25 protein-coding genes are annotated in these 23,644 nt (G+C 63.7%); 12 read left to right on the plus strand and 13 right to left on the minus strand.

Features of this window, described 5'->3' with window-relative positions; translation table 11 throughout:
- Positions 1 to 39 precede the first annotated feature (39 nt).
- Positions 40 to 1,023 (minus strand): iron exporter MbfA, encoded by a 984-nt coding sequence (gene mbfA / locus L981_RS14395; RefSeq protein WP_043617119.1) that lies wholly within the window; start codon positions 1,021 to 1,023, stop codon positions 40 to 42.
- Between the two features lie 165 nt (positions 1,024 to 1,188).
- Between mbfA and L981_RS14400 the strand changes: the two genes are divergently transcribed.
- Complete coding sequence (locus L981_RS14400; RefSeq protein WP_043617121.1) at positions 1,189 to 2,019, plus strand: lipo-like protein; 831 nt, start codon at positions 1,189 to 1,191, stop codon at positions 2,017 to 2,019.
- On the opposite strand, the gene L981_RS14405 is transcribed toward L981_RS14400, so the two are convergent.
- Both L981_RS14405 and efp read right to left on the minus strand, forming a co-directional pair.
- Positions 2,009 to 3,250: a cyclopropane-fatty-acyl-phospholipid synthase family protein gene (locus L981_RS14405; RefSeq protein ID WP_043617125.1), complete on the minus strand. Its 1,242-nt coding sequence runs from the start codon at positions 3,248 to 3,250 to the stop codon at positions 2,009 to 2,011. The genes L981_RS14400 and L981_RS14405 overlap by 11 nt on opposite strands.
- Positions 3,251 to 3,410: 160 nt before the next feature.
- Entirely contained in the window at positions 3,411 to 3,980 is a 570-nt protein-coding gene (gene efp, locus L981_RS14410) for an elongation factor P (protein WP_043617128.1), read from the minus strand.
- Positions 3,981 to 4,140: 160 nt separating this feature from the next.
- Between efp and epmA the strand changes: the two genes are divergently transcribed.
- From epmA to L981_RS14440, 6 genes are all read left to right on the plus strand, one after another.
- Positions 4,141 to 5,193 (plus strand): EF-P lysine aminoacylase EpmA, encoded by a 1,053-nt coding sequence (gene epmA / locus L981_RS14415; RefSeq protein ID WP_043617133.1) that lies wholly within the window; start codon positions 4,141 to 4,143, stop codon positions 5,191 to 5,193.
- A complete protein-coding gene (locus L981_RS14420) occupies positions 5,190 to 6,242 on the plus strand; it encodes a lysine-2,3-aminomutase-like protein (RefSeq protein WP_043617141.1) in 1,053 nt (350 codons plus the stop codon). Before epmA ends, L981_RS14420 begins: the two co-directional genes overlap by 4 nt.
- Positions 6,243 to 6,409: 167 nt before the next feature.
- Positions 6,410 to 6,841, plus strand: a complete 432-nt coding sequence (locus L981_RS14425) for a carboxymuconolactone decarboxylase family protein (RefSeq protein WP_043617143.1) — start codon at positions 6,410 to 6,412, stop codon at positions 6,839 to 6,841.
- A gap of 1 nt (position 6,842) precedes the next feature.
- On the plus strand, positions 6,843 to 7,736 hold the full coding sequence (gene sigJ / locus L981_RS14430; RefSeq protein ID WP_043617145.1) for an RNA polymerase sigma factor SigJ: 894 nt from the start codon (positions 6,843 to 6,845) through the stop codon (positions 7,734 to 7,736).
- A gap of 91 nt (positions 7,737 to 7,827) precedes the next feature.
- Positions 7,828 to 9,255: an MFS transporter gene (locus L981_RS14435; protein WP_082006021.1), complete on the plus strand. Its 1,428-nt coding sequence runs from the start codon at positions 7,828 to 7,830 to the stop codon at positions 9,253 to 9,255.
- A gap of 82 nt (positions 9,256 to 9,337) precedes the next feature.
- Positions 9,338 to 10,153 carry a class I SAM-dependent methyltransferase gene (locus tag L981_RS14440; protein WP_043617154.1) on the plus strand — a complete coding sequence of 272 codons (816 nt, stop codon included), beginning with the start codon at positions 9,338 to 9,340 and terminating at the stop codon, positions 10,151 to 10,153.
- 71 nt (positions 10,154 to 10,224) lie between these two features.
- Here L981_RS14440 and L981_RS14445 read toward each other — a convergent pair whose 3' ends face one another.
- Positions 10,225 to 10,887, minus strand: a complete 663-nt coding sequence (locus tag L981_RS14445; protein WP_029742421.1) for an OmpA family protein — start codon at positions 10,885 to 10,887, stop codon at positions 10,225 to 10,227.
- A 203-nt stretch (positions 10,888 to 11,090) separates the two neighbouring features.
- Here L981_RS14445 and L981_RS14450 point away from each other — a divergent pair, with 203 nt between their 5' ends.
- Positions 11,091 to 11,729 carry an exopolysaccharide biosynthesis protein gene (locus tag L981_RS14450; protein ID WP_043617157.1) on the plus strand — a complete coding sequence of 213 codons (639 nt, stop codon included), beginning with the start codon at positions 11,091 to 11,093 and terminating at the stop codon, positions 11,727 to 11,729.
- A 118-nt stretch (positions 11,730 to 11,847) separates the two neighbouring features.
- Here the strand turns inward: L981_RS14450 and L981_RS14455 are convergent, their stop codons facing one another.
- The 4 genes from L981_RS14455 to L981_RS14470 all read right to left on the minus strand — a co-directional run bounded on the left by L981_RS14455 (position 11,848) and on the right by L981_RS14470 (position 14,723).
- Positions 11,848 to 12,195 carry a hypothetical protein gene (locus L981_RS14455; RefSeq protein WP_043617159.1) on the minus strand — a complete coding sequence of 116 codons (348 nt, stop codon included), beginning with the start codon at positions 12,193 to 12,195 and terminating at the stop codon, positions 11,848 to 11,850.
- Positions 12,196 to 12,294: 99 nt separating this feature from the next.
- Positions 12,295 to 13,320 (minus strand): histone deacetylase family protein, encoded by a 1,026-nt coding sequence (locus L981_RS14460; protein ID WP_043617162.1) that lies wholly within the window; start codon positions 13,318 to 13,320, stop codon positions 12,295 to 12,297.
- A 294-nt stretch (positions 13,321 to 13,614) separates the two neighbouring features.
- Positions 13,615 to 14,142: a GNAT family N-acetyltransferase gene (locus tag L981_RS14465; protein WP_043617165.1), complete on the minus strand. Its 528-nt coding sequence runs from the start codon at positions 14,140 to 14,142 to the stop codon at positions 13,615 to 13,617.
- A 2-nt stretch (positions 14,143 to 14,144) separates the two neighbouring features.
- Positions 14,145 to 14,723 carry a helix-turn-helix domain-containing protein gene (locus L981_RS14470; protein WP_082006022.1) on the minus strand — a complete coding sequence of 193 codons (579 nt, stop codon included), beginning with the start codon at positions 14,721 to 14,723 and terminating at the stop codon, positions 14,145 to 14,147.
- Between the two features lie 220 nt (positions 14,724 to 14,943).
- Here L981_RS14470 and L981_RS14475 point away from each other — a divergent pair, with 220 nt between their 5' ends.
- The 3 genes from L981_RS14475 to L981_RS14485 all read left to right on the plus strand — a co-directional run bounded on the left by L981_RS14475 (position 14,944) and on the right by L981_RS14485 (position 18,720).
- Positions 14,944 to 16,185 (plus strand): MFS transporter, encoded by a 1,242-nt coding sequence (locus tag L981_RS14475; protein ID WP_043617171.1) that lies wholly within the window; start codon positions 14,944 to 14,946, stop codon positions 16,183 to 16,185.
- A 70-nt stretch (positions 16,186 to 16,255) separates the two neighbouring features.
- Positions 16,256 to 18,082 (plus strand): translation elongation factor 4, encoded by a 1,827-nt coding sequence (gene lepA / locus L981_RS14480; protein WP_371258870.1) that lies wholly within the window; start codon positions 16,256 to 16,258, stop codon positions 18,080 to 18,082.
- A 353-nt stretch (positions 18,083 to 18,435) separates the two neighbouring features.
- Entirely contained in the window at positions 18,436 to 18,720 is a 285-nt protein-coding gene (locus L981_RS14485; protein ID WP_043617178.1) for a GIY-YIG nuclease family protein, read from the plus strand.
- Positions 18,721 to 18,831: 111 nt separating this feature from the next.
- Here L981_RS14485 and L981_RS14490 read toward each other — a convergent pair whose 3' ends face one another.
- The gene (locus tag L981_RS14490; protein ID WP_043617181.1) at positions 18,832 to 20,298 is read right to left on the minus strand and encodes an MFS transporter; all 1,467 of its coding nucleotides are present in this window, start codon (positions 20,296 to 20,298) and stop codon (positions 18,832 to 18,834) included.
- Positions 20,299 to 20,428: 130 nt separating this feature from the next.
- Between L981_RS14490 and L981_RS14495 the strand changes: the two genes are divergently transcribed.
- The gene (locus L981_RS14495) at positions 20,429 to 21,049 is read left to right on the plus strand and encodes a TetR/AcrR family transcriptional regulator (protein WP_043617184.1); all 621 of its coding nucleotides are present in this window, start codon (positions 20,429 to 20,431) and stop codon (positions 21,047 to 21,049) included.
- 92 nt (positions 21,050 to 21,141) lie between these two features.
- On the opposite strand, the gene L981_RS14500 is transcribed toward L981_RS14495, so the two are convergent.
- The 4 genes from L981_RS14500 to L981_RS14515 are packed head-to-tail and all read right to left on the minus strand — an operon-like array spanning position 21,142 to position 23,471.
- Positions 21,142 to 21,654 (minus strand): GNAT family N-acetyltransferase, encoded by a 513-nt coding sequence (locus L981_RS14500; protein ID WP_043617186.1) that lies wholly within the window; start codon positions 21,652 to 21,654, stop codon positions 21,142 to 21,144.
- Positions 21,655 to 21,679: 25 nt separating this feature from the next.
- Positions 21,680 to 22,243: a sugar O-acetyltransferase gene (locus tag L981_RS14505; protein WP_043617189.1), complete on the minus strand. Its 564-nt coding sequence runs from the start codon at positions 22,241 to 22,243 to the stop codon at positions 21,680 to 21,682.
- A complete protein-coding gene (locus L981_RS14510; protein ID WP_043617191.1) occupies positions 22,240 to 22,719 on the minus strand; it encodes a GFA family protein in 480 nt (159 codons plus the stop codon). Before L981_RS14510 ends, L981_RS14505 begins: the two co-directional genes overlap by 4 nt.
- Positions 22,716 to 23,471, minus strand: a complete 756-nt coding sequence (locus tag L981_RS14515) for a type 1 glutamine amidotransferase (protein ID WP_052201803.1) — start codon at positions 23,469 to 23,471, stop codon at positions 22,716 to 22,718. The genes L981_RS14510 and L981_RS14515 overlap by 4 nt, the downstream gene beginning before the upstream one ends.
- Between the last annotated feature and the right edge of the window lie 173 nt (positions 23,472 to 23,644).

Raw genomic sequence — 23,644 nt, forward strand, 5'->3', positions numbered from 1 at the left:
CCGGTCGAACCGGCCCTTTTTCGTATCTGCGCTCCCCCGTCAGGCGTTGCCGATCAGGATGCCGGCCGCCAGCACCAGGCCGCCGCCGAGCACCACCTGGAAGGCGGCCCTGAGGAACGGCGTTTCCATGTAGCGGTTCTGGATGAACGCGATCGCCCAAAGCTCGACGAAGACGATCACGGCCGCCGTCGCGGTCGCCGTCCAGAAATGCGGGATCAGATAGGGCAGCGCATGACCGAGACCGCCAAGCGCGGTCATGATACCGGACGCCAGGCCGCGCTTGATCGGCGAGCCGCGGCCAGAAAGCTTGCCGTCATCATGGGCAGCTTCGGTGAAGCCCATGGAAATACCGGCACCGACGGAGGCCGAGAGACCGACGAGGAAGGTCTGCCAGGTGTCCTGGGTGGCGAAGGCGGCGGCAAAGATCGGGGCCAGCGTCGACACCGAACCGTCCATCAGGCCAGCGAGACCGGGCTGAACGTAAGTGAGGATGAACTGGCGGCGCGCGGTCTGGTCCTCCTCGGCGCGCACGTCTTCGGGCGTGTGCTGTTCGCCAAGCCGACGGGCGAGCGATTCATGCGATTTTTCGGCGATCGCGAGATCGCCGAGCAGTTTGCGGGTGGCGGCATCCTGGGTTCTGGCGGCGGCCTCGACATAGAAGCGGTGCGCCGCCTCCTCCATCGCTTCGGCTTCCTCGCGCGCCTTTTCGATCGGCATTTCGGCAATCAGCCAGTCGGGCTTGCGCTCGGGGAAGTCGCGCACATGCTCGCGCCGGATCAGCGGGATACGGTTGCCGAAACGCTGGACGTGCAGATCGATCAACCATTGCCTGTGGTGACTTTCCTCCTCCGCCATCTCCTCGAACACTTTTGCCGAGTGGGGGTATTGCGCCCGAAGCGCATCGGCATAGGCGAGATAAATGCGCCCGTCGTCCTCTTCGGAGGAGATCGCGAGCGCCAGGATTTCCTGTTCGCTCAGGGACAAAAACGGGCGCTTGGAACGGGAGAAGAGACGGGAAAACATCGGGAGGAAACCTTCTTTAGAATAATTCTAAAATAGAAATCTGAGATGCCACCGTCAAGGCCAAAGCCATGCAATCATGCGACAATCTCTCGACAGAGTGTCGCGGCTCGGCCACCATGCCGGCCACCCGCGAATCTCATTCCCTTCCCCGGAGCGATCGCCTCGATGAGGACCATCTATCCGCTTTCCGAAAGCAAAGACACAGTGTTGGATCGTCTCGGCGCCAGGCTCGCCGCGCGCCTGCAGGCGCAGACATCCGGCTACGAACCCTACACGCCATCCGATCAGGAAACGCTGGCGCGCACGCTGCGCCCGGGCGACATTCTCTTGATCGAGGGCAACCAGAAGGTTTCGGCGGCGATCAAGTACCTGACGCAATCGACCTGGTCGCATGCCGCCTTCTTTGCCGGCGACCAGATGCCGCTGACGCTCGATCAGGCGACATTGCCGGTCATCGAGCGGCCGCAGCTGATCGAAGTGAACATCGGCGAGGGCTGCGTCGCCGTGCCGTTGAAGAAATACGCCTCGTTCAACACCCGCATCTGCCGGCCGATCGCGCTGACGCCGGATGATCGCACGGCCCTCGTCGGCTTCATGATCTCGAGGCTCGGGTTGAAATACGACCTGAAGAACATTCTGGACATGCTGCGCTACTTCCTGCCGACACCGCCGGTTCCGGTGCGCTGGCGGCGGCGGCTGCTGGCCTTCGGTTCCGGCGATCCGACGCGGGCGATCTGCTCGACGCTGATTGCGGCCGCCTTCGAGCAGATCCGCTATCCGATCCTGCCCGAGGTTACACGGGCGCCCGGACGCGCGTCCGCGACCTCGACCTATTCACGCGAAGAGATCCTGCATATCCGCCATCATTCGCTCTACACGCCCAGGGATTTCGACCTCTCGCCGTTCTTCGCGATCGTCAAGCCGACGCTGGAGTTCGGCTTCGACTACAAGCGATTACGCTGGCACGGTGACGGAGAACACCCGTTCAAAGGTTGAGAGCGAGCGCCTGTTCCCGGGCCATGAAATCGCGCTGGCGGTCGGTGATGTAGTCGCGAACGATCGGCGCGGCATCACGCGAGCGCGACAGCTGCATGTGGAAGACAAGCTGGCTGCCGGTGCGGAACATCATCTCGGCACTGATCAGATAGAACTCCCACATGCGGGCAAAGCGCTCGTCGTATAGGGCGATCACCTTGTCGCGGTTCGCGTCGAAGCGCGCGCCCCAATGGGCTAGCGTCGTTGCATAGTGCACCCGCAGGAATTCGAGATCGGAAACCCAGAGGCTGTTGCGCTCGACGACCTCGAAGACCTCCGACAGCGCCGGCGAATAGGCGCCCGGGAAAATGTACTTGCGAAGCCACGCGCTCGCCATGCCGGGCGGGCTCATGTGGCCGATCGAATGCAGCACCGCCAGGCCGTCGTCCGGCATCAGCGCGTTCAGCTTCTTGAAGAACTCGTCATAGTGATGGACGCCGACATGTTCGAACATGCCGACCGAGACGATGCGGTCGAACGGCCCCTGCACATCGCGATAGTCCTTGAGCTCGAAGCGCACCCGGTCCGAAAGGCCAGCCTTACGCGCCCTTTCGGTGGCAAGCGCCTGCTGCTCCTTGGAAAGCGTGACGCCGAGCACCTGAACATCGGCGAGCTGCGCGAGATACATCGCAAGGTCGCCCCAGCCGCAGCCGATATCGAGCACCTTCATGCCGGGCTCCAGGCAAAGCTTGGAGGCAAGCAACCTCAGCTTGTTGCGCTGCGCCGTCTCGAGCGTCTCGTTCGGCTCGCGGAAGTAGGCGCAGGAGTAGAGCATGTTCTCGTCGAGGAACAGCTTGTAGAACTCGTTGCCGAGATCGTAGTGATGCGCGACGTTCTGCTGCGCCTTGCCCTTGGGGTTGGCCTGCTGGCGCTTGCGGAAGCGCATCTTTACCGCGCGCAGCAACTTCTGGATCGGGTAGGAGCCGAGCGACAGGCGGTTGATCGAAAACAGCGTCAGGAAATCGCGGAGGGTGGAGCCCTCCTCGAAGCGCATGGTGCCATCCATATAGGCTTCGCCGGCGGCCAGTTCCGCATTGAAGACGAGGCTGCGATAGAGCTTCTTGTCGGTGAGACGCATCGTCACTTCCGGCCCGGGCGTCCCGGAATAAACGTGCCTCTTGCCATCGGCATCGATCACCGTCAGGCGACCCTTGCGAATGAACGACTTCATCATATGCGACAATGGGAACATGCAGGCCCTCTCGTGACACGTCGTATCGGCGCCGCATCCTAGCACCCGTTTTTCGAAATGCGCCCCTTAAATTTCTGGTTGCTCACGCAGCCTGCCGGAAACGAAAACGGGGACGGCAACCTTCGCTGCCGTCCCCGTCCAAATTGACCTGGTCGATGCCTCAGTCCTTGGCGCGCTCGACGTAGGAACCGTCTTCCGTCGCGATGACGACGCGGGTGCCGGCCTGGATGTGCGGCGGAACGAGCGTGCGAACGCCGTTCGACAGAACCGCCGGCTTGTAGGACGACGAAGCCGTCTGGCCCTTGACGACCGGCTCGGTCTCGGTGATTTCGAGCGTCACGTGGCGCGGCAGGTCGATGGCGATCGCCAGGCCTTCGTGGATCGAAAGAATGACGGCCATGCCTTCCTGCAAGTAGGCCTTGAGGTCGCCGATATCGTCCGTGCTCATGACCAGCTGGTCATAGCTTTCCGGGTTCATGAAGTGGAAGCCTTCGGCGTCTTCGTAAAGGAAGGTGTGCTCGCGGTCTTCGACGAAGGCGCGCTCGACCTGTTCGGTCGTGCGGTAGCGTTCGGAGACCTTCACGCCGTCGGAAATGCGGCGCATGTCGACCTGGGTGACCGGCGTGCCCTTGCCCGGGTGGAAGTTCTGGGCGGTAAGCACGACATAGAGCTTGCCGTCGACGTCGAGTACGTTGCCCTTACGGACAGATGAAGCGATGACCTTGACCATTAGTCTTCCTTGTAACAGAGGTATGCGCGACACCGTGGGCCGGAAACACTGGCCCTGAAGGACGCGAAAATAAGGATTTCGCGCCGCCACTACCCTAATTTCGTGCAAATAGCCAGCCTGAGCCGGCATCTGCGCGAAGAAAGCCTGGACTGAACCGACCATGTCGCATGCCTCTCCCTGGTGGACACCCGATGTCCATGCCGACCGGCGCCCGTTTCTTCTCGGCCGCAACCGGATCCAATCGGCATTGCGCCGGTTCTTCGAGACACGCGATTTCATCGAGGTCGACACCGCGACGCTGCAAGTCTCGCCCGGCAACGAGGCACATCTGCATGCCTTCACGACGGAGGCGCTCAATCACGACGGCTCCGGCCATCCGCTCTATCTGCACACCTCGCCGGAATTTGCCTGCAAGAAGCTGCTGGCGGCCGGCGAACAGCGCATCGCCTGCTTCGCCCATGTCTACCGCAACCGCGAGCGCGGACCGCTGCACCACCCCGAGTTCACCATGCTCGAATGGTATCGCACTGGTGAAAGCTATGAGGCCTTGATGCGCGACTGCGCCGAGATCCTGGCGCTTGCGGCGGAAACGACCGGCACGAAGCAGTTCGTTTTCCAGGGGCAGGCCTGCGATCCCTTTGCCGCGCCGGAGCGCCTCAGCGTGGCGGACGCCTTCGAGCGTTTTGCCGGCATCGACCTGTTGGCCTCGATTGCCGCCAACGGCGAAACCGACCGCGAAACCCTTGCCGCAGCGATGGCCGCGGCCGGTCTTCGGGTCGCCCATGACGACACCTGGGCCGACCTTTTCAGCCGCGTGCTCGTCGAAAAGGTCGAGCCGCATCTCGGCTTCGGCCGTGCGACGATCCTCGACGAATACCCGACGGCGGAGGCCGCGCTCGCCCGCCCCGCCGCGCGCGACCGTCGCGTTGCCGAACGCTTCGAGCTCTATGCCTGTGGCGTCGAACTTGCGAATGCCTTCGGCGAGCTGACCGACGCGGCCGAGCAGCGCCGGCGCTTCGAGATGGAAATGGTCGAAAAGGCCCGGGTCTATGGCGAGACCTATCCGCTCGACGAGGATTTTCTGGCGGCACTCGCGATTATGCCCGAAGCAAGCGGCATTGCGCTCGGCTTCGACCGGCTGGTGATGCTCGCAACCGGGGCGTCGCGCATCGACCAGGTGCTTTGGGCGCCCGTGGCGGAGACACGAGCGTGAACGTTCACCGCCCGATCAAGACCGCACGCGAGTTGGTCGAAACAGGCCTCATCGACAGCGCCAAGGAGGCGGCGGTTGCCGCTGTCGCCGAGCGTTATGCCGTCGCGATCAGCCCTGCGATTGCCGGCCTCATCGATCCCGACGACCCCAATGACCCGATTGCCCGCCAGTTCGTGCCCGACGCGGCCGAACTGACGCTGCTGCCCGAAGAACGCGAGGACCCGATCGGCGACAAGCCGCACAGCCCCGTCACCGGCATCGTTCACCGCTATCCGGACCGAGTGCTTCTGAAGGCCGTGCATGTCTGCCCGGTCTATTGCCGTTTTTGCTTCCGCCGCGAGATGGTCGGGCCGCAGGGTCTCGGCACGCTGACGCCGGCCGAACTCGATGCTGCGATCGCCTATATCGCCGCGCACAAGGAAATCTGGGAGGTGATCCTCACCGGTGGCGATCCGCTGATCCTGTCGCCACGGCGGCTCGGCGAACTGATGGAACGGCTGAAGCCGATCCCGCATGTGAAAATCGTTCGTTTCCACACGCGCGTCCCCGTGGTCGAGCCGGCGCGCATCGACGCCGACCTGATCGCGGCACTCAAAGTAAGCGGCAAGGCGACCTATGTGGCGCTGCATGCCAACCACCCGCGCGAGCTGACGGACGAGGCGCGTGCTGCCTCTGCCCGACTGATCGATGCCGGCATCGTCATGGTCAGCCAGTCGGTGCTCTTGAAGGGCGTCAACGACGATGCCGAGGTGCTTGCCAGACTGATGCGCGCCTTCGTCGAGACGCGGATCAAGCCCTATTACCTGCACCACCCGGACCTCGCGCCCGGTACCAGCCATTTCCGCCTGACGATCGAGGAAGGCCAGGCGCTGGTCGCCGCCCTGCGCGGCCGGGTCTCCGGCCTCTGCCAGCCCACCTACATCCTCGACATCCCCGGCGGGCACGGCAAGGCGGTGATCAGCGCTGCCTCGATCGCGGCCGAGGGCGGCGGCTGTTACACGGTCACGGATTTTCGCGGCGGCGAGCACAGCTATCCACCGAAAGCCTGATGACCGCGAGAAATCGCGACTCTCAAATTATTGAAACTTCTTCAAAATAATCAGCTCATGCATTTTTCTTCGCGTCCTGCGAGAAAAATCATCGAGCCCGCGTCACAGCTGTCCGGCGTCGATCGTCAATTGGTCATAAGCAACACGACAACGATGGAGTTGAGACCATGACCGATACCAAAGCCGTCCGCTACGAACAGGAAATCCCCGATGTGCTCGGCGCGCTCGCCGACGTGCACAAGACCATGGACCTGCACGGGCTCGACCGCACGATCCACAATCTCGTGCAGCTGCGCGCCTCGCAGATCAACCGCTGCGGCTTCTGCGTGAAGATGCACACCAAGGAATCCCGCGCCGAAGGCGAGAGCAACGAGCGGCTCGACCGCATCATCGTCTGGGACCAGGTCAGTGATTTCACGCCGCGCGAGAAGGCAGCCCTTGCCTGGACCGAGGCGCTGACCGAACTGGAGCCGCGTACCGACTTTGCGCCGCTTCGCGCCGAGCTGCGCCAGCATTTCAGCGAAAAGGAGATCAGCGTCATCACCGCGACGGTGGCGATGATCAACCTTTGGAACCGCATCCAGATTTCGAGGCACTGACATGAACGACCGGCAGCACATGCAGATCTTCGAGGAGGCGCGCCCGCGCCTCCTCGGTCTTGCCTACCGCATTCTCGGCTCGCGTGCCGATGCGGAAGATGCGGTGCAGGACACGTTCCTGAAATGGCAGGAGGTCGACCGGGCATCGATCGACACGCCGGCGGCCTGGCTGACGACGGCCTGCACCCGCCGCTGCCTCGACCTCCTGAAAGCGGCGCACCGCAAGCGCGTCGACTATGTCGGCGCATGGCTGCCCGAGCCGATCCATACGGCGAGCGACGACAATGCCGAAGAGAAACTGGCGCTGACCTCCTCGCTCACCACCGCGTTCCTTTTGATGCTCGAACGGCTGACGCCGAAGGAGCGCGCCGCCTATCTGCTGCACGAGATCTTCGGCCAGCCCTATGACGAAGTGGCCGAAACGCTCGACATGCAGGAAACCGCCGCGCGCAAGCTGGTGTCGCGCGCCAAGACCAACATCGGGCTGGAGAAGGCCCGGCACCAGACGCCGCGCGAACGACAGGACGAACTGCTTTCGGCCTTTCACACGGCGATCCACGGCGGCAATGTCACCGGGCTCTCGGCCCTGCTTTCGGCCGATGTGAAGCTGACGGCCGACGGCGGCGGCAAGGTGGCGACCGTGCTCGGCGTGCTCGCCGGCAAGGAAACTGTGCTCGCCTTCATCGTCGACCGGCTTACCGAATACTGGTCGCATTACGTTTGGGAAATCGGCGACATCAATGGCGGCCGCGGCATCGTGCTTCGGGACGAAGCGAAAAACGAGATCGCGGCAACCGTCGCCTTCGGCTATGACGGCGACGGAAACGTCAACGACATCTTCATCATGCGCAACCCGGACAAGCTCACGCATTTCGGCGAGGCTGCGCTCCACTGATATTGGCGGCATTCGCCCTTGCAAACGTGATCCTCCCCACCGGCCAGGCCGGTCGCACGTTTGCGGCAATACCGCTGCATGAGGTACTGACATGCTCGAAAAAACATCAGCCCCCCACCAGGAAACCGGCTGGCGCGCGCTTTTGACCGGCGGGAACGCCGTGCATTCGCTGGTGCTCAGCGGTGGCGTCGCGCTGCACGCGCTCAACATCTACGTCGTGACGACGATCATGCCGTCGATCGTGCGCGAGATCGGCGGGCTCGAATATTACGCCTGGAGCACGACCGTCTTCGTCGCCGCCTCGATCCTCGGCGCGGCCCTGTCGGCCCGGCTGCTTGGTGTCGTCGGCGCCGGCGGCGCCTACGCCATCGGTGCGCTCGTCTTCGGCCTGGGCACGCTCCTCTGCGCCGCAGCCCCCTCGATGGCGATGCTGCTTGCCGGCCGCGCGATCCAGGGCTTTGGCGGCGGGCTGCTCTATGCGCTTGCCTATGGCGTGATCCGCGAGGTCTTCCGGCCGGAACTGTGGACCCGCGCCATCGGCCTGATTTCGGCCACCTGGGGCACGGCGACGCTTGTCGGCCCGGCGATCGGCGGCATGTTCGCCGAGTTTTCCACCTGGCGCGTCGCCTTCTGGTCGCTCTTGCCGCTGACGGCGTTGCTGGCGACGCTCGCCTTCTCGACCTTGCCGCGCAAGGCTGCCGGCGAGAGCGTGCGCACGCCGCTTCCCTTGGTGCAACTCGCGCTGCTTGTCGCCATCGTGCTTGCGCTTTCGATTGCCAGCACGCTTACCACCGCGGCGGGGCAGATATACTGCGTCGGCGCCGCGATCCTTATGTTCCTGGCGCTGCTCGTCGTCGAGAAGCGGGCGACCGGCAAACTGCTCCCCTCCGGCAGTTTCACCCCGGCCTCCCCGCTGGCAGCCCTTTATGCTACGATCACCCTGCTGATGGTCGGCCTGCAGCCGGAAATCTATGTGCCGTACCTCTTGCAGGAGTTGCACGGCTTGTCGCCGCTGGTCGCCGGCTACATTGCGGCGCTGATGTCGATCGGCTGGACCGCCGGGTCGATGACAAGCGCCCACTGGCACGGCGAAAGGGCGAAGCGGACGATTTTTGCCGGCCCGGCCTTCGGCTTCGTCGGCCTGGCATTGATTGCGCTGTTCATGCCGATGGCGGGCTCGGAATTCATGACGATCGCCGTGCCGCTCAGCATCGGCATCATGGCGGTCGGTTTCGGCATGGGCTTTGCCTGGCCGCACATTGTGACGGCCGTCTATGAATTTGCGCCGGAGGGCGAAGCGGAGAAGGCGTCGAGCTCGATTACCACGGTCCAGCTCTTCGCCGCAGCGCTCGGCGCGGCGCTTGCCGGGCTGACTGCCAATCTCGCCGGCATCGAGACGCCGTCGACGGAAGGCGTGGCGACGGCGACGCGCTGGCTCTTCTGGCTGTTCGCGCTGATGCCCGCGCTGGCCGTGCTGACAGCCGGACGCGTCTGGCGGGCGCGGCGGGTGGTTAAATAGGCGCATTGCTGGCTTTCCCCGGGGGTGGAAGGCCAGCAAATGCAAGCTGTACGAGGGGTGCGGGCGCCCTTGGGAGGAGAGGATGGAAGCCGAGGAGATCGGCCTTCATGGCGTACGGGAGACCCTGTTGGTCACGCTCCAGGCCAAGGCCGCGGAGAGCGCGTTCCCGGATTCCCTGCTCAACGATCACTTTGCCGCCGATCTGATGCGGCGGCTTGCCGGCAGGCCGAAACCGCCCGATGCAAGCCATGACATGACCATCGGCATCGCGGTGCGCGCCCATATGCTCGACCGCTGGACGCGCGACTTTATCGGGCGCCACCCGGACGCCATCGTGCTCAATCTCGGCTGCGGTCTCGACACCCGCGTGCTGCGGCTCGATCCGCCCGCGTCCGTCGGCTGGTTCGACGTCGACTTTCCCGATGTGATCGCCTTGCGGCAACAGCTTTTCCCGAAGCGCCCGGGCTGCACGACGATCGCCTCCTCGATAACGGAGCGCGGTTGGATCGACCTTGTTCCGGGCGACCGCCCGGCGACCGTCGTCGCCGAGGGCGTGTTCCCCTATCTTTTCGAACAGGAGGTACGCGACCTCTTGCGACGGCTGACCTCCTGCCTTGCCGGCGGAGAAATCGTCTTCGATGCCTACAGCCATCTGGGCATCGAGCTTTTGCGACTGAACCCGTCCCTGCGGGCGACGGGGGCTGACCTTCGCTGGGGGTTGGAAAACGCTCGGGCGCTGGAGCGGGACGTGCCCGGCCTGACCTTGCTCGACGAGATCAGCGAATACGACGCCGCTCAGGTCGCGCGCCTGTCGCCATTGGCGCGCATAGCGGCGCATGTCGTCAGCGCCCTGCCGATGCTGCGCCGGATGGGCCGCCTGTTGCGCTACCGCTTCTAGCCCGACGAAAATGAAAAAGGGCCGCGCCTTTCGGCGCAGCCCTTTCATTACAAGCCGTCGATTTCGACCGATCAGGCCTTGATCGGCGCGATCGAGATTTCGACGCGGCGGTTCTGCGCGCGGCCGGCTTCGCTGCCGTTGGACGCGATCGGACGCTCCTTGCCGTAGCCCATGGCCGACATGCGGCGCTGGTCGACGCCCTGGCCAGCGAGATAGTTGGCGACCGAAGCGGCACGGCGCTCGGAAAGGCCCTGGTTGTACGAGGCGCTGCCGGTCGCGTCCGTATGGCCGTCGACATCGATCATCGTCTTGTTGAACTTGCGCAGCACGATCGCCACCGAGTTCAGCGTGTCGTAGAAGGCCGGGATCACCTGGTCGCGGTCGGTCGCGAACGTGATGTTGGACGGCATGTTGAGGATGATGCGGTCGCCGGCGCGGGTAACCGATACGCCGGTGCCCTGCAGCTGGGCGCGCAGTTCGGCTTCCTGGTTGTCCATGTAGTTGCCGATCAGGCCGCCACCGAGACCGCCGATCGCGGCGCCGACGAGGGCCGAGTCACGGCGTCCTGCTGCACTGCCGCCAACCAGCAGACCAGTTGCCGCGCCGAGGCCTGCGCCGATCAGCGCGCCACCGGCGGTGTTCGACATCTTCTGTTCGCCCGTATAGGGATCGGTGGTGGTGCATCCCGAAAGATAGATGGCCGCGACAGCCAGAATGGCGCATTTCTTGATCATGGAATCAGTTGTCCCCATTGGTGCTCGAAGTTGCTTCATACTAGCGATTGCGGCAGGAAGATGAAGAGGCGTCCCATTCACGCCACGGTTTGCCGGCAAATCCCGCTTCTCCAGCGGCCTGCGTGGCCATCAGGGCACACAATAACCGATCCTTCACACGCTCTTGATAGGACGGGCATCCAAGAAAAGAGAGGCAAGCTCCAATGGCAATCGAGTTCGGCGACACGCAACGCAGTCTCAGCGACACGCTCAACGGCATGATTGCCTCGATCCGCGGTGAAACGATAACGCTGCGCGAGCTGATGACCGAAATCGGCGAACAGGGCTTCCTGCTGCTGTGCGCCCTGTTGACGCTGCCGTTTCTGCTGCCGGTATCGATCCCGGGCGTCAGCACGGTCTTCGGCGCAGCGATCATCCTGATTTCCGTATCGGTCACGCTCAATCGCCTGCCGTGGATGCCGCAGCGCATTCTCGATCGCCGGATCGAAACCGAGAAGCTGGTGCCGACCCTGCAAAAAGGCGCGGATATCGTTTCCAAGCTCGACCGCTATGTCCGGCCGCGTCTCGGCTTCCTGACGCAGGGCGCGCTGATGAACCGCTTCAACGGCCTGATGATCATGGCCGGTGGTGTGCTGCTGATGTTCCCGCTTGGGCTCATCCCGCTGTCGAACACGCTGCCGGGGATCGCGATCCTGCTTCTCTCGCTCGGTATCATCCAGCGCGACGGGCTGATGGTGGCCGGCGGCTATCTCTTCCTCGTCGCGACGACGGTCTATTTCACCGTGCTTGCCTATATGGCCTTTGCCGCCGGCCAGGGCCTGTCGACGTTCTTCGTTTCCTGACGCGCGTTCGCATCGGAAGCATGGATCGGCCCGGCTGACTGCCGGGCCTTTTTCGTTCCAGCCCTCTGTTACACGTTATTCCGGACGGAAAACCGCTGCAACGTTTGCTGGAACGGCCCTAGGCAGCCAGCCCGCCGAAGGCCCGGTAGCTGGCGAAATCGGTACGGATGCCGAGCGTCTTCATCAGCGCCTCGCGATCGAGGCCGAGCTGGCGGTCGAACTCGATCAGCGCGGCTGCGACCTTGGGCGCGACGTCGGCACTCGCGAATTCGATCATGGTGATGAAATCGAACTGGCCGGGACCGGCATGCTGCTCCAGGAACAGGTCTTTCACATAACCATCCTGCTTGCGAATGACGGCCAGCGTCTTGTCGACCAGTTCGACGAATTGCGGCCGGGCTTCCGCCGGCACGGTGTATTTGTTGATGCGGTAAAGCGGCGCCACGCTATTTGACTGACTGCTCATAGCTCTTTTCCTCTGATCTCCTTTGAACGAGAGCAGTCGTACGACCTCAAGTAAAGTTGAGGTCAATAGCGGCAAGCGCATTTTTCCGAATGCTGACCTTTAGCCAGAAATACCCTTCAGCACATTGGCGACGTTGAGGCCGATTTCCGGTACGCCGTAGCCGCCCTCCATGCAGACGACGACCGGCAGGCCGGTGCGCCGCAGCGCTTCACCCATGCGCAGATAATCTTCGGATTTCAGTCGGAAGAACGAGATCGGATCGCGCTCGAAGGTATCGACGCCGAGCGAGACGACCAGGGCCTCGGCACCGAAGGCCTCGATGCGCGAGAGCGCATCGGCCATGGCGGCCGACCAGGCGTCAAACAGCGTACCGCGCGGCAGCGGATAGTTCTTCGTCGTGCCGAGCCCGGCGCCGGCGCCCTCCTCGTCGGCAAAGCCGAGGAAATGCGGAAAGGCCTCGACGGGGTCGCCATGCAGCGAGGCGAAGTAGACGTCGCCGCGTTCGTAGAAAATATCCTGGGTGCCGTTGCCATGGTGGAAATCGACGTCGAGCACGGCAACCTTCTGGGCACCATGATCCCTTAGGCGCTGGGCGGCGCAGGCAGCATTGTTGATGAAGGAATAGCCGCCATAGAGATCGATCGCCGCATGATGGCCGGGCGGGCGGCAGAGCGCGAAGGCGGCACGGTTGCCGGCATGGATGTGGTCGGCGGCCGAGATGGCGCAATCCATCGCGGCGCGCGCGGCCGCATAGGTACCCTCGGTGATCGCCGTTTCCGCCGCGAAGGAATAGTAGCCGAGCGCGCCATCGATATCCCTCGGCGGCCGCTGGCGCATACGCCGCGCCGGAAAGCAGGCCGGAATCGCCTCACCGCGGTAGCCATCGGCAACCCAGCGGGACCAGGCGGTTTCGAGAAAGTCGAGATAATCGGGCGCATGCAGCTTGAGCGCGACATCGAGACCGTGACGTTCCGGTGCCACGACATCGTGGAAGCCGGCTTCCTTGACCGCCGTCAGAATCCACTCGGCGCGAAACGGCGCCTCGAAAGGCGGCACAAGTTCGCCGCCGAAAAGCTCGGTCTTGGCGTCACGGAGCTTGTGGTCTTCGGTGTAACAAATGCGCATGGGGATGTCCTGAAGAGGCTGCAGACGGGTGCCCCGTACCCTACCCGAGGCTTCAGACTTGGCAAGCTGAGCAAAGCCCCTCATCCGGCCTGCCGGCCACATTCGCCCCGCAGGCGGGGCGAAGGAGACGCGCGGCGCCCGCTCGGCCACAGTGTACGCTCGCGGGTTCTCCGATCAGGCGTGAAACGGTCAGCCCGCACCTCGCGCATGTCCCCTCTCCCCGCGAGCGGGGAGAGGGTTAGTCCTCGGGTTTAACCCGAGGAGAGGGGCAATCGCGAGCCGCGACAAATGCCACTAAGCCGCAATCCGCTTGTAAAAGAACGTCGTGGCGCAGAGGCCGCCCTCCGGCCACATGGCGTAATCCGGGATAACACCGACGCGCTCCCAGCCCAAGCGCGGGTAGATCGCCTCGGCATCGCTGCCGGTCGCGGTGTCGAGCACCAGCAGCGTCTTGCCACGGGTGGCGGCTTCGCGCTCGACCGCGTCCATCAGCCGGCGCGCCAGGCCTTTGCCGCGGGCGTCGCGATGCACGAGCAGCTTCTTCAGGTCGCCGCGATGCGGCTGGTTCGGCATCTGCGCGACGCCGACCTGCACGGTGCCAAGGATGCGGCCGGCAACCTCGGCAACCATCAGCAGCGTCTCACCGCCGGCAACCGCCTCCGCGACGCCGCGCCAGTAGGCGAGTGCCGCTTCCGGCGGATAGGGCTGCATGAAACCAACCGAGGCGCCACCCTCGACGCAATCGGACAGCACCTCGGCGAGCGAAGGGATGGCGGCCAGCGCTTCATTCGCAGACAGCAGGCGGATCTGAATATCGGACATGGTCAAACCTTGGTGCGGCAGAGGATGACGGCATAGTGAGCCGGCTCATCGTGGGGGTTGTGGAAGATGTGGCCCGCCTCCAGCCCCATGAACAGGCAGTCGCCTGGCTCGAGCGAATGGAAGCCGGATGCAGTCGTCATTTCGAGCCGCCCGGAAAACAGCCAGAGATGCTGGGTGATGCCGCGATCGGAGGGTTGCCGCTCGAAGACGACGCGGGCACCGGGCGGAAACTCAACCTCGACGATATAGATCGGCGAGCCAAGACCGTCCGGGGAGACGGAGCGGCGCAGATAGCCGGATTCCGGATCGCGCCAGAGCCGCTGATCGGCGCGCCTGGCAAGCGGTGATGCCTCCTCGGCTTCGAAGGCAAAGAGCGCAGAAAGGGTCGTCGAGAGCGCGCTGCAAAGCTTGGCAAGAAGCTGGGCGGTCGGGCTCGCCTCGCCGCGCTCGATGCGCGAGATCATCGCCCGGCTGACGCCGGAGCTTGAGGCGAGCTCGTCGAGCGTCAGGTTCTGTTGCGTCCGCAGCGTGCGGATGCGCTCGCCGATGGCATGTTCGAGAGGGTCGGTGACGTTTTCCATTATTTGAGATTGCATTTCTCATATAGTGGAGTCAAGACTACGAAAGACTGAAAAATACGGGCATGCGATGCCGCATTGGCGACAGCGCGACACGGGTGTTTCGGCTATGGTGGCGGTTTCGGATGCAGAAACGAGAAAAGCTTTCACTTCAATACTTTAGACGTCCCTCATCCATCACGCCAGCGCACCCGCACGGGCGGCCTCCATCGACAGGTTGGACATGACCAAGCAGCCCTCCTCGCTGACCTCGATCGCCAGTATCGTCGCCTCGATGACGGCGGTGGCGATCGGCAACGGCATGATGCTCGCCTATGTGCCCTTCGCGCTGACGCGCTCGGACGCGCCGGACTGGGTGCCGGGAGCGGCGGTAACGATGATTGCCTTTGGCGGACTGATCGGCTGCGTCATCGCCGGGCCGATGATCCGTCGTGTCGGCCATGCGCGCGCCTTCTCCTGCTCGATGGCGCTCGTCATTCTCTCGGCCCTGACGATCGCGCTCGGCATGCATCCGCTGTTGTGGGTGCTTGCACGCGGCCTCTATGGCGCGTCCGGCAACACCAATTTCATCATCGCCCAGAGCTGGCTCAACCATGCGAGCGAAAACCACTGGCGCGGCAAGGCGATGGCGCTGTTCTACATGGCCTATGTCATCGGGCTCGGCACGGGCGCCTGGCTGTTCGGGCAGATCCCGGCGGACGGCAACCTGCCGCCGCTCGTCACCATCTTCTTCACCGCCCTTGCCCTTCTGCCGATCGGGCTCACCCGCCTGCCGACGCCACCACCGCCGGCCAAGGTCAGCATCGACATCCCGATGGTCTGGCGCAATTCCCCGGTCGCTTTCATCGGCGTGCTTGCCGCCGGCGGCCTGTCGATGGTGGTGCAGGGCTTCACGCCGATCTATGCGGCCGCCAACAATGTCAGCCAGGGCGATGTCGCCAATCTGATGTTCGTCATGCAGTTCGGCCTGATCGCCATCCAGTACCCGATGGGAACGCTGTCGGACCGGATCGACCGCCGCCTGGTGCTGATCGGCACGTGCCTGCTGATCCTTGCTGCCGGCTTCTTCGCGCTTTCGGCCTCCTTCAGCAATCTGCTCCTTCTGATGCTGGTTTTTGCGCTCTTCGCCGGGGCGGTCGAGACCGTCTATTCGATCGCCAACGCGCATGCCAACGACCGCACGGATCCCGCCGATTTCGTGCCGCTTGCGAGCACCATGCTGGTTGCCTGGTCGATTGCCGCGACCGCCGTGCCGATGCTGGTAACGCTGCTGACACCGGTATTCGGGCAGCGCACGTTCATCTATGCGGCGATGGTCGTTGCTGCGCTTTATGCCTTCTTCGTGCTGCTCAGGTTGCGCAAACGCGACGAGGTGCCGGCGGCCGAGCGCGAGAGCTTCGAGATCAGGAGCGCGCAGGTGCCGAATGCCGGCGCGCTCGTCGATGCGGAGGCGGGGGCCGAATAGCCTGATTTATAGTGAACGAAGCCTTCATTTCCCGCTTTGCGGCGGTTGAAGGCACTGCTATATGCGGCCCATGAGCACAACATCTTCGAAGACGCCCCTTTCGCATATCCGCAACTTCTCGATCGTGGCCCACATCGACCACGGCAAGTCGACGCTTGCCGACCGGCTGATCCAGACCACCGGCGGCCTCGCCGAGCGCGAGATGTCCGAGCAGGTGCTCGACAGCATGGATATCGAGCGTGAGCGCGGCATCACCATCAAGGCCCAGACGGTGCGCCTGCACTACAAGGCCAATGATGGCGAAACCTATGTGCTGAACCTGATCGACACCCCCGGCCACGTCGACTTTGCCTACGAAGTCTCGCGCTCGCTGTCGGCCTGCGAAGGCTCGCTGCTCGTCGTCGACGCGTCTCAAGGGGTGGAGGCCCAGACGCTCGCCAACGTCTACCAGGCGATCGACAACAACCACGAGCTCGTCACCGTGCTCAACAAGATCGACCTGCCGGCGGCCGAACCGGACCGCATCAAGGAGCAGATCGAGGAAGTGATCGGCATCGACGCTTCCGACGCCGTGTTGATTTCAGCAAAGACCGGCCTCGGCATCCCCGACGTGCTCGAAGCGATCGTCACCAAGCTGCCGGCGCCGAAGAGTGACGGCGGCGATGCGGCGCCCTTGAAGGCCCTGCTCGTCGACAGCTGGTACGACACCTATCTCGGCGTCATGGTTCTCGTGCGCATCATCGACGGCACGCTCAAGAAGGGCATGACCATCCGCATGATGGGCACCGACGCAAAATACACGATCGAACGCGTCGGCGTGCTGACGCCGAAGATGGTGGCGATGGATGCGCTCGGCCCAGGCGAGATCGGCTTCATCACCGCTTCGATCAAGGAAGTGGCCGATACCCGCGTCGGCGATACCATCACCGAGGACAAGCGCCCGACCGCAACCGCGCTGCCGGGCTTCAAGCCGGCGCAGCCGGTGGTCTTCTGCGGCCTGTTCCCGGTCGATGCCGCCGACTTCGAAGACCTGCGCTCGGCCATGGGCAAGCTGCGCCTCAACGACGCCTCGTTCTCCTTCGAAATGGAATCGTCTGCGGCTCTCGGCTTCGGTTTCCGCTGCGGTTTCCTCGGCCTGCTGCACCTCGAAATCATCCAGGAACGCCTGGAGCGCGAGTTCGACCTCGACCTGATCGCGACCGCACCTTCGGTCGTCTACAAGCTGTTCATGACCGACGGCTCGGAACGCGAACTGCACAACCCGGCCGACATGCCCGACGTCGTCAAGATCGCCGAAATCCACGAGCCGTGGATCCGCGCGACGATCTTGACGCCCGACGACTATCTCGGCGGCATCCTGAAGCTCTGCCAGGACCGCCGCGGCATCCAGATCGAGCTGACCTATGTCGGCACCCGCGCGATGCTGACCTACGACCTGCCGCTCAACGAAGTCGTCTTCGATTTCTACGACCGCCTGAAGTCGATTTCCAAGGGCTACGCCTCGTTCGACTATCAGATCACCGAGCACAAGGAAGGCAATCTCGTGAAGATGTCGATCCTCGTCAACGGCGAGCCGGTCGACGCACTGTCGATGATGGTGCACCGGATGGCGGCGGAAAAGCGCGGCCGCGAAATGTGCGAGAAGCTCAAGGAGCTGATCCCGAAGCACATGTTCAAGATCCCGATCCAGGCGGCCATCGGCGGCAACGTCATTGCCCGCGAAACGATCTCGGCGCTGCGCAAGGACGTGACGGCCAAGTGCTACGGCGGTGACGCCACCCGCAAGCGCAAGCTGCTCGAAAAGCAGAAGGCCGGCAAGAAGCGCATGCGCCAGTTCGGCAAGGTGGAAATCCCGCAGGAAGCCTTCATCGCCGCGCTCAAGATGGGCGACGAATAAGCGGCAGCGCCGCATGTTTCTACAGTTGAAAGGGCGGCCCTCGGGTCGCTCTTTTTGGTTCGTGATTGAGTTACGCCAGAGCCGCCCGGCGGGAAGCTGAATTGCGGATGGCAGGAAGAAACGTCACGCCCGCGACGGCCTCCGCGACTGGATCCTCGGGTCAAGCCCGAGGATGACGTAGGAGGAAAACGGCGCGCTTAAGAGATTAAGCCCCGCGCGGCGGAAACAGTCCGTCGACGGATGACGTGGGGGCTCGTCTTCGCGCCGGGGTCGCCCCTCCCCAGTCGAAACACCCCTACGGTCGTCATCCTCGGGCTTGACCCGAGGATCCATACACGAGCAACCTGTGCGTGATGGCCGGATTTGTTTACATCGTTACGAACCACAAGCGCGGAACGCTTTACATCGGCGTCACCTCCAATCTCGAACGCCGTATCTTCGAGCACCGGGAGGGACTGACGCCGGGGTTTGCATCAAAATACGGCTGCGCCCAGCTCGTCTGGTACGAAGAACATCTTCAAATTGGCACAGCCATTCAGCGAGAGAAGTCTCTCAAACGCTGGTACCGCCAATGGAAAATCGAGCTTATCGAGAAGATGAACCCGGACTGGCGCGACCTCTACTTCGAACTTTGGTGAGAGCATGGGTGTGCATCCTCGGGTCAAGCCCGAGGATGACGGCGGAGAGGGAGAGGCGACACCCGGAGCGGCGGGACCGTTATCGCGTAAAGCTCTAGGCAATCGGCCCTGCTATTCCGGCAGCTTCTTCGGCAGCCAGAGCCAGGCGATGATGCCCAATGCGAGCAGCGACAGTGCGCCGACGCCGGCCGCGATGTGAAGGCCGGTGAGGAAGGCTTCCTTGGCCTGCAGCACCGTTTCTGGCGACAGACCCGGGTTATCGAGGGTTTCGTTGAGCGTGCCGGCCACGCCGGGGCCGAGCAGCCGGAAGCTGAGTGCCGCCAGCGAGCCTAAAAGCGTGATACCGAGCGCGTTGCCGAGTTCGTTGCTGGTTTCGGCGATCGAGCCCGCGGCACCGGCGCGTTCGGCAGGCACGGCCGATACGGCGATCTCGGCGACGAGGCTGAAGGAGAGGCCGTAGCCGATGCCCGCAACCACCGTCGAAGCGATAAGGGCTGGAACGCCCGCCTCGGTGCTCGTAAATAGCAGCAGAAAGAGACCGGCTGCGATCAGGAGATGCGTCGCGACAAGCGCCCTCTTACGCCCGACCGCATCGACGATGCGCGCCGTCCAGACGCAGGTCGCCATCAGCACGCCGGCGCCCGGCAAGGTCAAAAGTGCCGCGGTAAAAACATCAAAGCCCAGGACCGATTGCAGATAGATGCCCGAGAGGTATCCGACGGAGGACCAGACGACCAACGGCAGGAGGCCGGTGAGAATGGCGATGGAAAAGATGCGGTCGCGAAACAGGCCGAGATCGAGGAGCGGATAGGCGATCCGCGTTTGCCGGCGAAGGAACAGTACGATGGCGAGGACGCCAACGATCCCCGAGAGCGTCTGGAGCGGCGTAAAGCCGTAGGCGGCTGCGGTCTTCAGCGAATAGGTGGTGAGCAGGATACCGGCAAAGGACAGGACGAGGCTTGGCAGGTCGATGCGGCCATACGTCGTGGAGCGCACTTCGCGAAGAAGGATTGGTGCGGCGATGAGGAAGCCGAGCACGACGGGAACATTGATCAGGAACACCACGCCCCACTCAAGCCGCTGCAAAAGGATGCCGCCGATCACCGGACCGATGGCGAAGCCGGCCGCAAAGGTGGCGGCGAAGATGCCGATCGCCTGCGCCCGCAGTCGCGGATCCGGAAACAGCGCACTGACGATTGCGAGCCCCGAGGGCAGCAATGTCGCGCCGCCGAGCCCCATCAGCGCCCGGGAAGCAATCAACGCCATGGGCGACTGCGCATAGGCCGCACCGAGCGATCCTGCACCAAAGATCACCGCACCGATCATAATCAGCTTCAACCGCCCGTAGCGATCGCCGATATTGCCGAAGGCAATCAGCAACGAACCGACGACGAAACCGTAGATATCGAGGATCCAAAGCGCCTGGTCGGCGGTGGGCAAGAGGGCCGAAGTCACGCGCGGCATGGCGAGATAGAGGATGGAGCCGTCCATGGCTACGATGAGGACCAGCGGCAGCACGGCGATGAGGCCGAGCCATGCGCTTCGGCCTTGGGAGTGAGGGAGTGAGACGTCAGTCATTGAGCACGAATCCTTTGCCAACGGCACGCGTGCGCATGCCGTTTCGGCCGCCGGCCGTCAGGTCGGCGGATGGTTGCGATGGGAGGGTTTATCTTATATACTTAAGGTAAGTTACTTTTGGTATATAGCGATGTCAAGTGCAATGGAAACAAGCCCGACCGCTGCAAAGCGCGTTCGCCTGAGCCGCGAGCAGCGGCTGAACCAACTCATCGACGTGGCATGGAGCCTCGTTCGCGACGAAGGCACGGACGCGCTGACCCTGCCGCGTCTGGCCGAGGCGGCAGCGGTCGCAAAGCCGGTGGTCTACGATCATTTCGGTAGCCGCAACGGCCTGCTCGCAGCGCTCTACCAGGATTTCGACGCGCGCCAGGCGGTGGTGATGGATGCCGCCATTGCCGCGAGTGATCCGACGCTTCAGGGAACCGCCAGGACCATTGCCGCGTCCTATGTCGAGTGCGTGCTGGCACAGGGCCGCGAGATCCCCGGCGTGCTGGCAGCGCTCGCCGGCTCGCCCGAGCTTGCGAGCGTCAAACGCACCTATCAGCTGATTTACATCGAGAAGTGCCGGAAGGTGCTGAGCCCGTTCACGGGAGAGAAGCGGATCGCCGCGGCTGCGTTCTGGGCGATGCTCGGCGCCGCCGATGGCCTTTCCAACGCCGCAGCGACGGGAGACATCACGGCCGAAGAGGCGCGGGGCGAACTTTGTGAGACGATCCTGGCCATGGTGGAGCGAAGCGTTCGGCCGGCGTGACGTCGGTTCGTGATTGTCCGGGCCTGGATCCTCAGATCAAGTCCGAGGATGGAATTGGGAGAGTACCGAAAGGTCTGGCGACAGCGTCCGCCTCACCCCTCTGAAAGCAGGAATCGTTTCGAGATACGGTCCACCAGCATCCCGTTCGCAAGCGGCACGGCCTTGTCGACCTTGTAGTCGACGAAGCCCATCTTGCTGTAATAGGTAAGCCCACCCGTATTGTCGGCGCGAATGGTGGCGTTGAGGGCGCTGAGGCCGATCGAACGGGCATGGTCGCAGGTCGCCTTGAAGAGCGCCGTACCGGCGCCGGGCACCTTGTTGCCGGGGCGCGAGAAAGTGCCGATGTCGGCCCAGTCCTCTGGTATCCCGTCCCACTGGTCGAGCGCCTGGAAGGCGCAGGGCTCACCCGCCTCGTCCTCGGCGACGAAGCAGCTGACGAAGCCGGGACCGGCGAGATAATGCGCAACGAAGCTCTCAGGCGTAAATGGCGTCTGATGAGCGGTGGTGCCGCCGATCGCGATGATCTCGTTGAGAAAAGCGCACAACGCCAGTGCATCGTCCGGCCGCGCCGGGCGCACACGGATCGTCTTCATGTCATTCGCCATCAAAAATCATCCTTGTAAAATCGTCTTAAGTGGTCCGTCGGCGGAGCGGGCGCGCCGGGTTGCCGGCGACCACGGCGCCAGCCGCCACGTCCTTTGTCACCACCGAGCCCGCGCCAACGATCGCGCCCTCGCCGATCGTCACGCCGCCAAGAAGGATCGCCCCACCGCCGATCCAGACATCTGCGCCGATCGTCACCGGCTTGGCGACTTCGAGACCCTGGCCGCGAAGCACGGCATCCCTGTGGTGCTCGGCGCAATAGATCTGCACGTTCGGCCCCAGCATCGCCCCTGCGCCGATCGTGACGCGACCGCTGTCGAGGATGGTACAACCGGCATTGAGATAGACGCGGGCGCCAAGGTGGATGTTGATGCCGTAGGAGCAATGGAACGGCGCCTCTATGAAGACGTCATCGGCAACGGCACCGAACAGCGCCCGCAGCGCCGGCGCCATGGTTCCACGCTCGACGGGCGGCATGGTGTTGTGCCGATGGACAGCAACACGCGCCGTCATCCGCAGCGCCTCGAGTTCGTCGACGAGGCAGGAGTACCATTCTCCGGCTGCCATCTTGTCGCGTTCGCTGGCTGTCACGCTTTTGCTTTCGCTTCCGCGGCCTCGCGCCGCGCCAGGCTTTCCGGCGGCCACAACGTCTTCATGTCGTAATAAATCTCGAAAGCCGGCGCGCCGCCCTCGAGCGACAGCCAGGCGACCTTGGAGCGGGTGAAGATATGCGCGTCCGGCGGAAATTCCGACGGGCGGTCAAGGCTTGCGATCCGGAGGAAGGAAAGCCAGCCGCGCCGGCCGTAGTCGCTCCAGAGCGCCGTCTGGCATTCGGCGCAACGGTAGACGTCATGCGGGCGACCGCTGTCCGTCGGAAGTGTGACGACGACCGGCTCGCCTCCGGTAAGTTCGATATTGTCACGCTCGATCACGCCGTTGACGACGAAGGCGCTGCCGACCTGACGCTGGCAATCGCTGCAATGGCAGCAATTGACGAACATCGGCGCTGCCTTCAACCGATAGCGGATCCTGCCGCAGAAGCAGCCGCCGTTTGGTGCATCGCTCATCCGCTAATCTCCTCCAACGCCGGTTCCTCATTTGCCGCGCTGCCCTGCTGGCGGATGATCGTCGCGACCCAGGCGCGGGCAAGAGCCAGGCCCGCGGTATCCGCCTGCCGGCCGTGGCGCGCGGCGTGTTCGCGGTAGCGCGCAAGCCAGGTGGGATCGAGCCGCTTGATCGTATCCGGGAAAGCCCGGTTCCAGTCCTCGACGAGGTGCGTGTCCGCCTCGAAATGGAACTGGGTGCCGTAGGCGGCACGGCCGATGCGGAAGGCCTGATGTCGGGTAACGGCGTTTTCGGCGAGATGGACCGCCCCTTCGGGCAGGGTGAAAGTGTCGCCATGCCACTGGAAGATCGGGAAGCGCTCGCCGACGCTGGAAAGGACCGGGTCCTCGCCACCTTCACCGCGCACCTGCACCTCGCACCAGCCGAACTCCTTGGCCTCGCCCAGCAGGTTCCGGCCCCCATAGGCGCGGGCGAGAAGCTGGCTGCCGAGGCAGATCCCGAGCACGGAACGGCCGCTATCACCGAATCGGCGCATCAGCGCGGCAAGCTCAGGCAGATAGGGATAGGCGGCATCGTCGAGCGCGCTCTGCTCGCCACCGAGCACCACAAGCGCGTCGTAGCCTTCCGGTGCTTCTGGAACGGCCTCGCCAAGATAGGCGCGGCGGATTTCGATCTCCGCCTTTGCCTCGCGAAGCGCCGTGCCGACCTGGCCAAGCTCGGTCTTCGCCATGTTTTCAACCACCAGCACCCGCATCATCGCATTCCCTTCACATCGACCGTGGAGATTGACCACGAGCGCGGCCACTGTTCAAGAGGTCACATGGCGATGCGATGATGCCGACGGATCCATGCGGGCCTTGACTTCGGGAGCGAACTTTCCGACCTTTGGGGCATGATGATGCCGATGATTTCTTCTCATTGCTGCTT

The organism is Ensifer sp. ZNC0028 (assembly GCF_000799055.1).
Lineage (GTDB): Bacteria > Pseudomonadota > Alphaproteobacteria > Rhizobiales > Rhizobiaceae > Ensifer.

Coding starts and splice junctions, on each gene's coding strand:
- mbfA (WP_043617119.1), bottom strand. CDS start 1,023: ATGTTTTCCCGTCTCTTCTCCCGTTCCAAGCGCCCGTTTTTGTCCCTG.
- L981_RS14400 (WP_043617121.1), top strand. CDS start 1,189: ATGAGGACCATCTATCCGCTTTCCGAAAGCAAAGACACAGTGTTGGAT.
- L981_RS14405 (WP_043617125.1), bottom strand. CDS start 3,250: ATGTTCCCATTGTCGCATATGATGAAGTCGTTCATTCGCAAGGGTCGC.
- efp (WP_043617128.1), bottom strand. CDS start 3,980: ATGGTCAAGGTCATCGCTTCATCTGTCCGTAAGGGCAACGTACTCGAC.
- epmA (WP_043617133.1), top strand. CDS start 4,141: ATGTCGCATGCCTCTCCCTGGTGGACACCCGATGTCCATGCCGACCGG.
- L981_RS14425 (WP_043617143.1), top strand. CDS start 6,410: ATGACCGATACCAAAGCCGTCCGCTACGAACAGGAAATCCCCGATGTG.
- sigJ (WP_043617145.1), top strand. CDS start 6,843: ATGAACGACCGGCAGCACATGCAGATCTTCGAGGAGGCGCGCCCGCGC.
- L981_RS14435 (WP_082006021.1), top strand. CDS start 7,828: ATGCTCGAAAAAACATCAGCCCCCCACCAGGAAACCGGCTGGCGCGCG.
- L981_RS14440 (WP_043617154.1), top strand. CDS start 9,338: ATGGAAGCCGAGGAGATCGGCCTTCATGGCGTACGGGAGACCCTGTTG.
- L981_RS14445 (WP_029742421.1), bottom strand. CDS start 10,887: ATGATCAAGAAATGCGCCATTCTGGCTGTCGCGGCCATCTATCTTTCG.
- L981_RS14450 (WP_043617157.1), top strand. CDS start 11,091: ATGGCAATCGAGTTCGGCGACACGCAACGCAGTCTCAGCGACACGCTC.
- L981_RS14455 (WP_043617159.1), bottom strand. CDS start 12,195: ATGAGCAGTCAGTCAAATAGCGTGGCGCCGCTTTACCGCATCAACAAA.
- L981_RS14460 (WP_043617162.1), bottom strand. CDS start 13,320: ATGCGCATTTGTTACACCGAAGACCACAAGCTCCGTGACGCCAAGACC.
- L981_RS14465 (WP_043617165.1), bottom strand. CDS start 14,142: ATGTCCGATATTCAGATCCGCCTGCTGTCTGCGAATGAAGCGCTGGCC.
- L981_RS14470 (WP_082006022.1), bottom strand. CDS start 14,723: ATGGAAAACGTCACCGACCCTCTCGAACATGCCATCGGCGAGCGCATC.
- L981_RS14475 (WP_043617171.1), top strand. CDS start 14,944: ATGACCAAGCAGCCCTCCTCGCTGACCTCGATCGCCAGTATCGTCGCC.
- lepA (WP_371258870.1), top strand. CDS start 16,256: ATGAGCACAACATCTTCGAAGACGCCCCTTTCGCATATCCGCAACTTC.
- L981_RS14485 (WP_043617178.1), top strand. CDS start 18,436: ATGGCCGGATTTGTTTACATCGTTACGAACCACAAGCGCGGAACGCTT.
- L981_RS14490 (WP_043617181.1), bottom strand. CDS start 20,298: ATGACTGACGTCTCACTCCCTCACTCCCAAGGCCGAAGCGCATGGCTC.
- L981_RS14495 (WP_043617184.1), top strand. CDS start 20,429: ATGTCAAGTGCAATGGAAACAAGCCCGACCGCTGCAAAGCGCGTTCGC.
- L981_RS14500 (WP_043617186.1), bottom strand. CDS start 21,654: ATGGCGAATGACATGAAGACGATCCGTGTGCGCCCGGCGCGGCCGGAC.
- L981_RS14510 (WP_043617191.1), bottom strand. CDS start 22,719: ATGAGCGATGCACCAAACGGCGGCTGCTTCTGCGGCAGGATCCGCTAT.
- L981_RS14515 (WP_052201803.1), bottom strand. CDS start 23,471: ATGCGGGTGCTGGTGGTTGAAAACATGGCGAAGACCGAGCTTGGCCAG.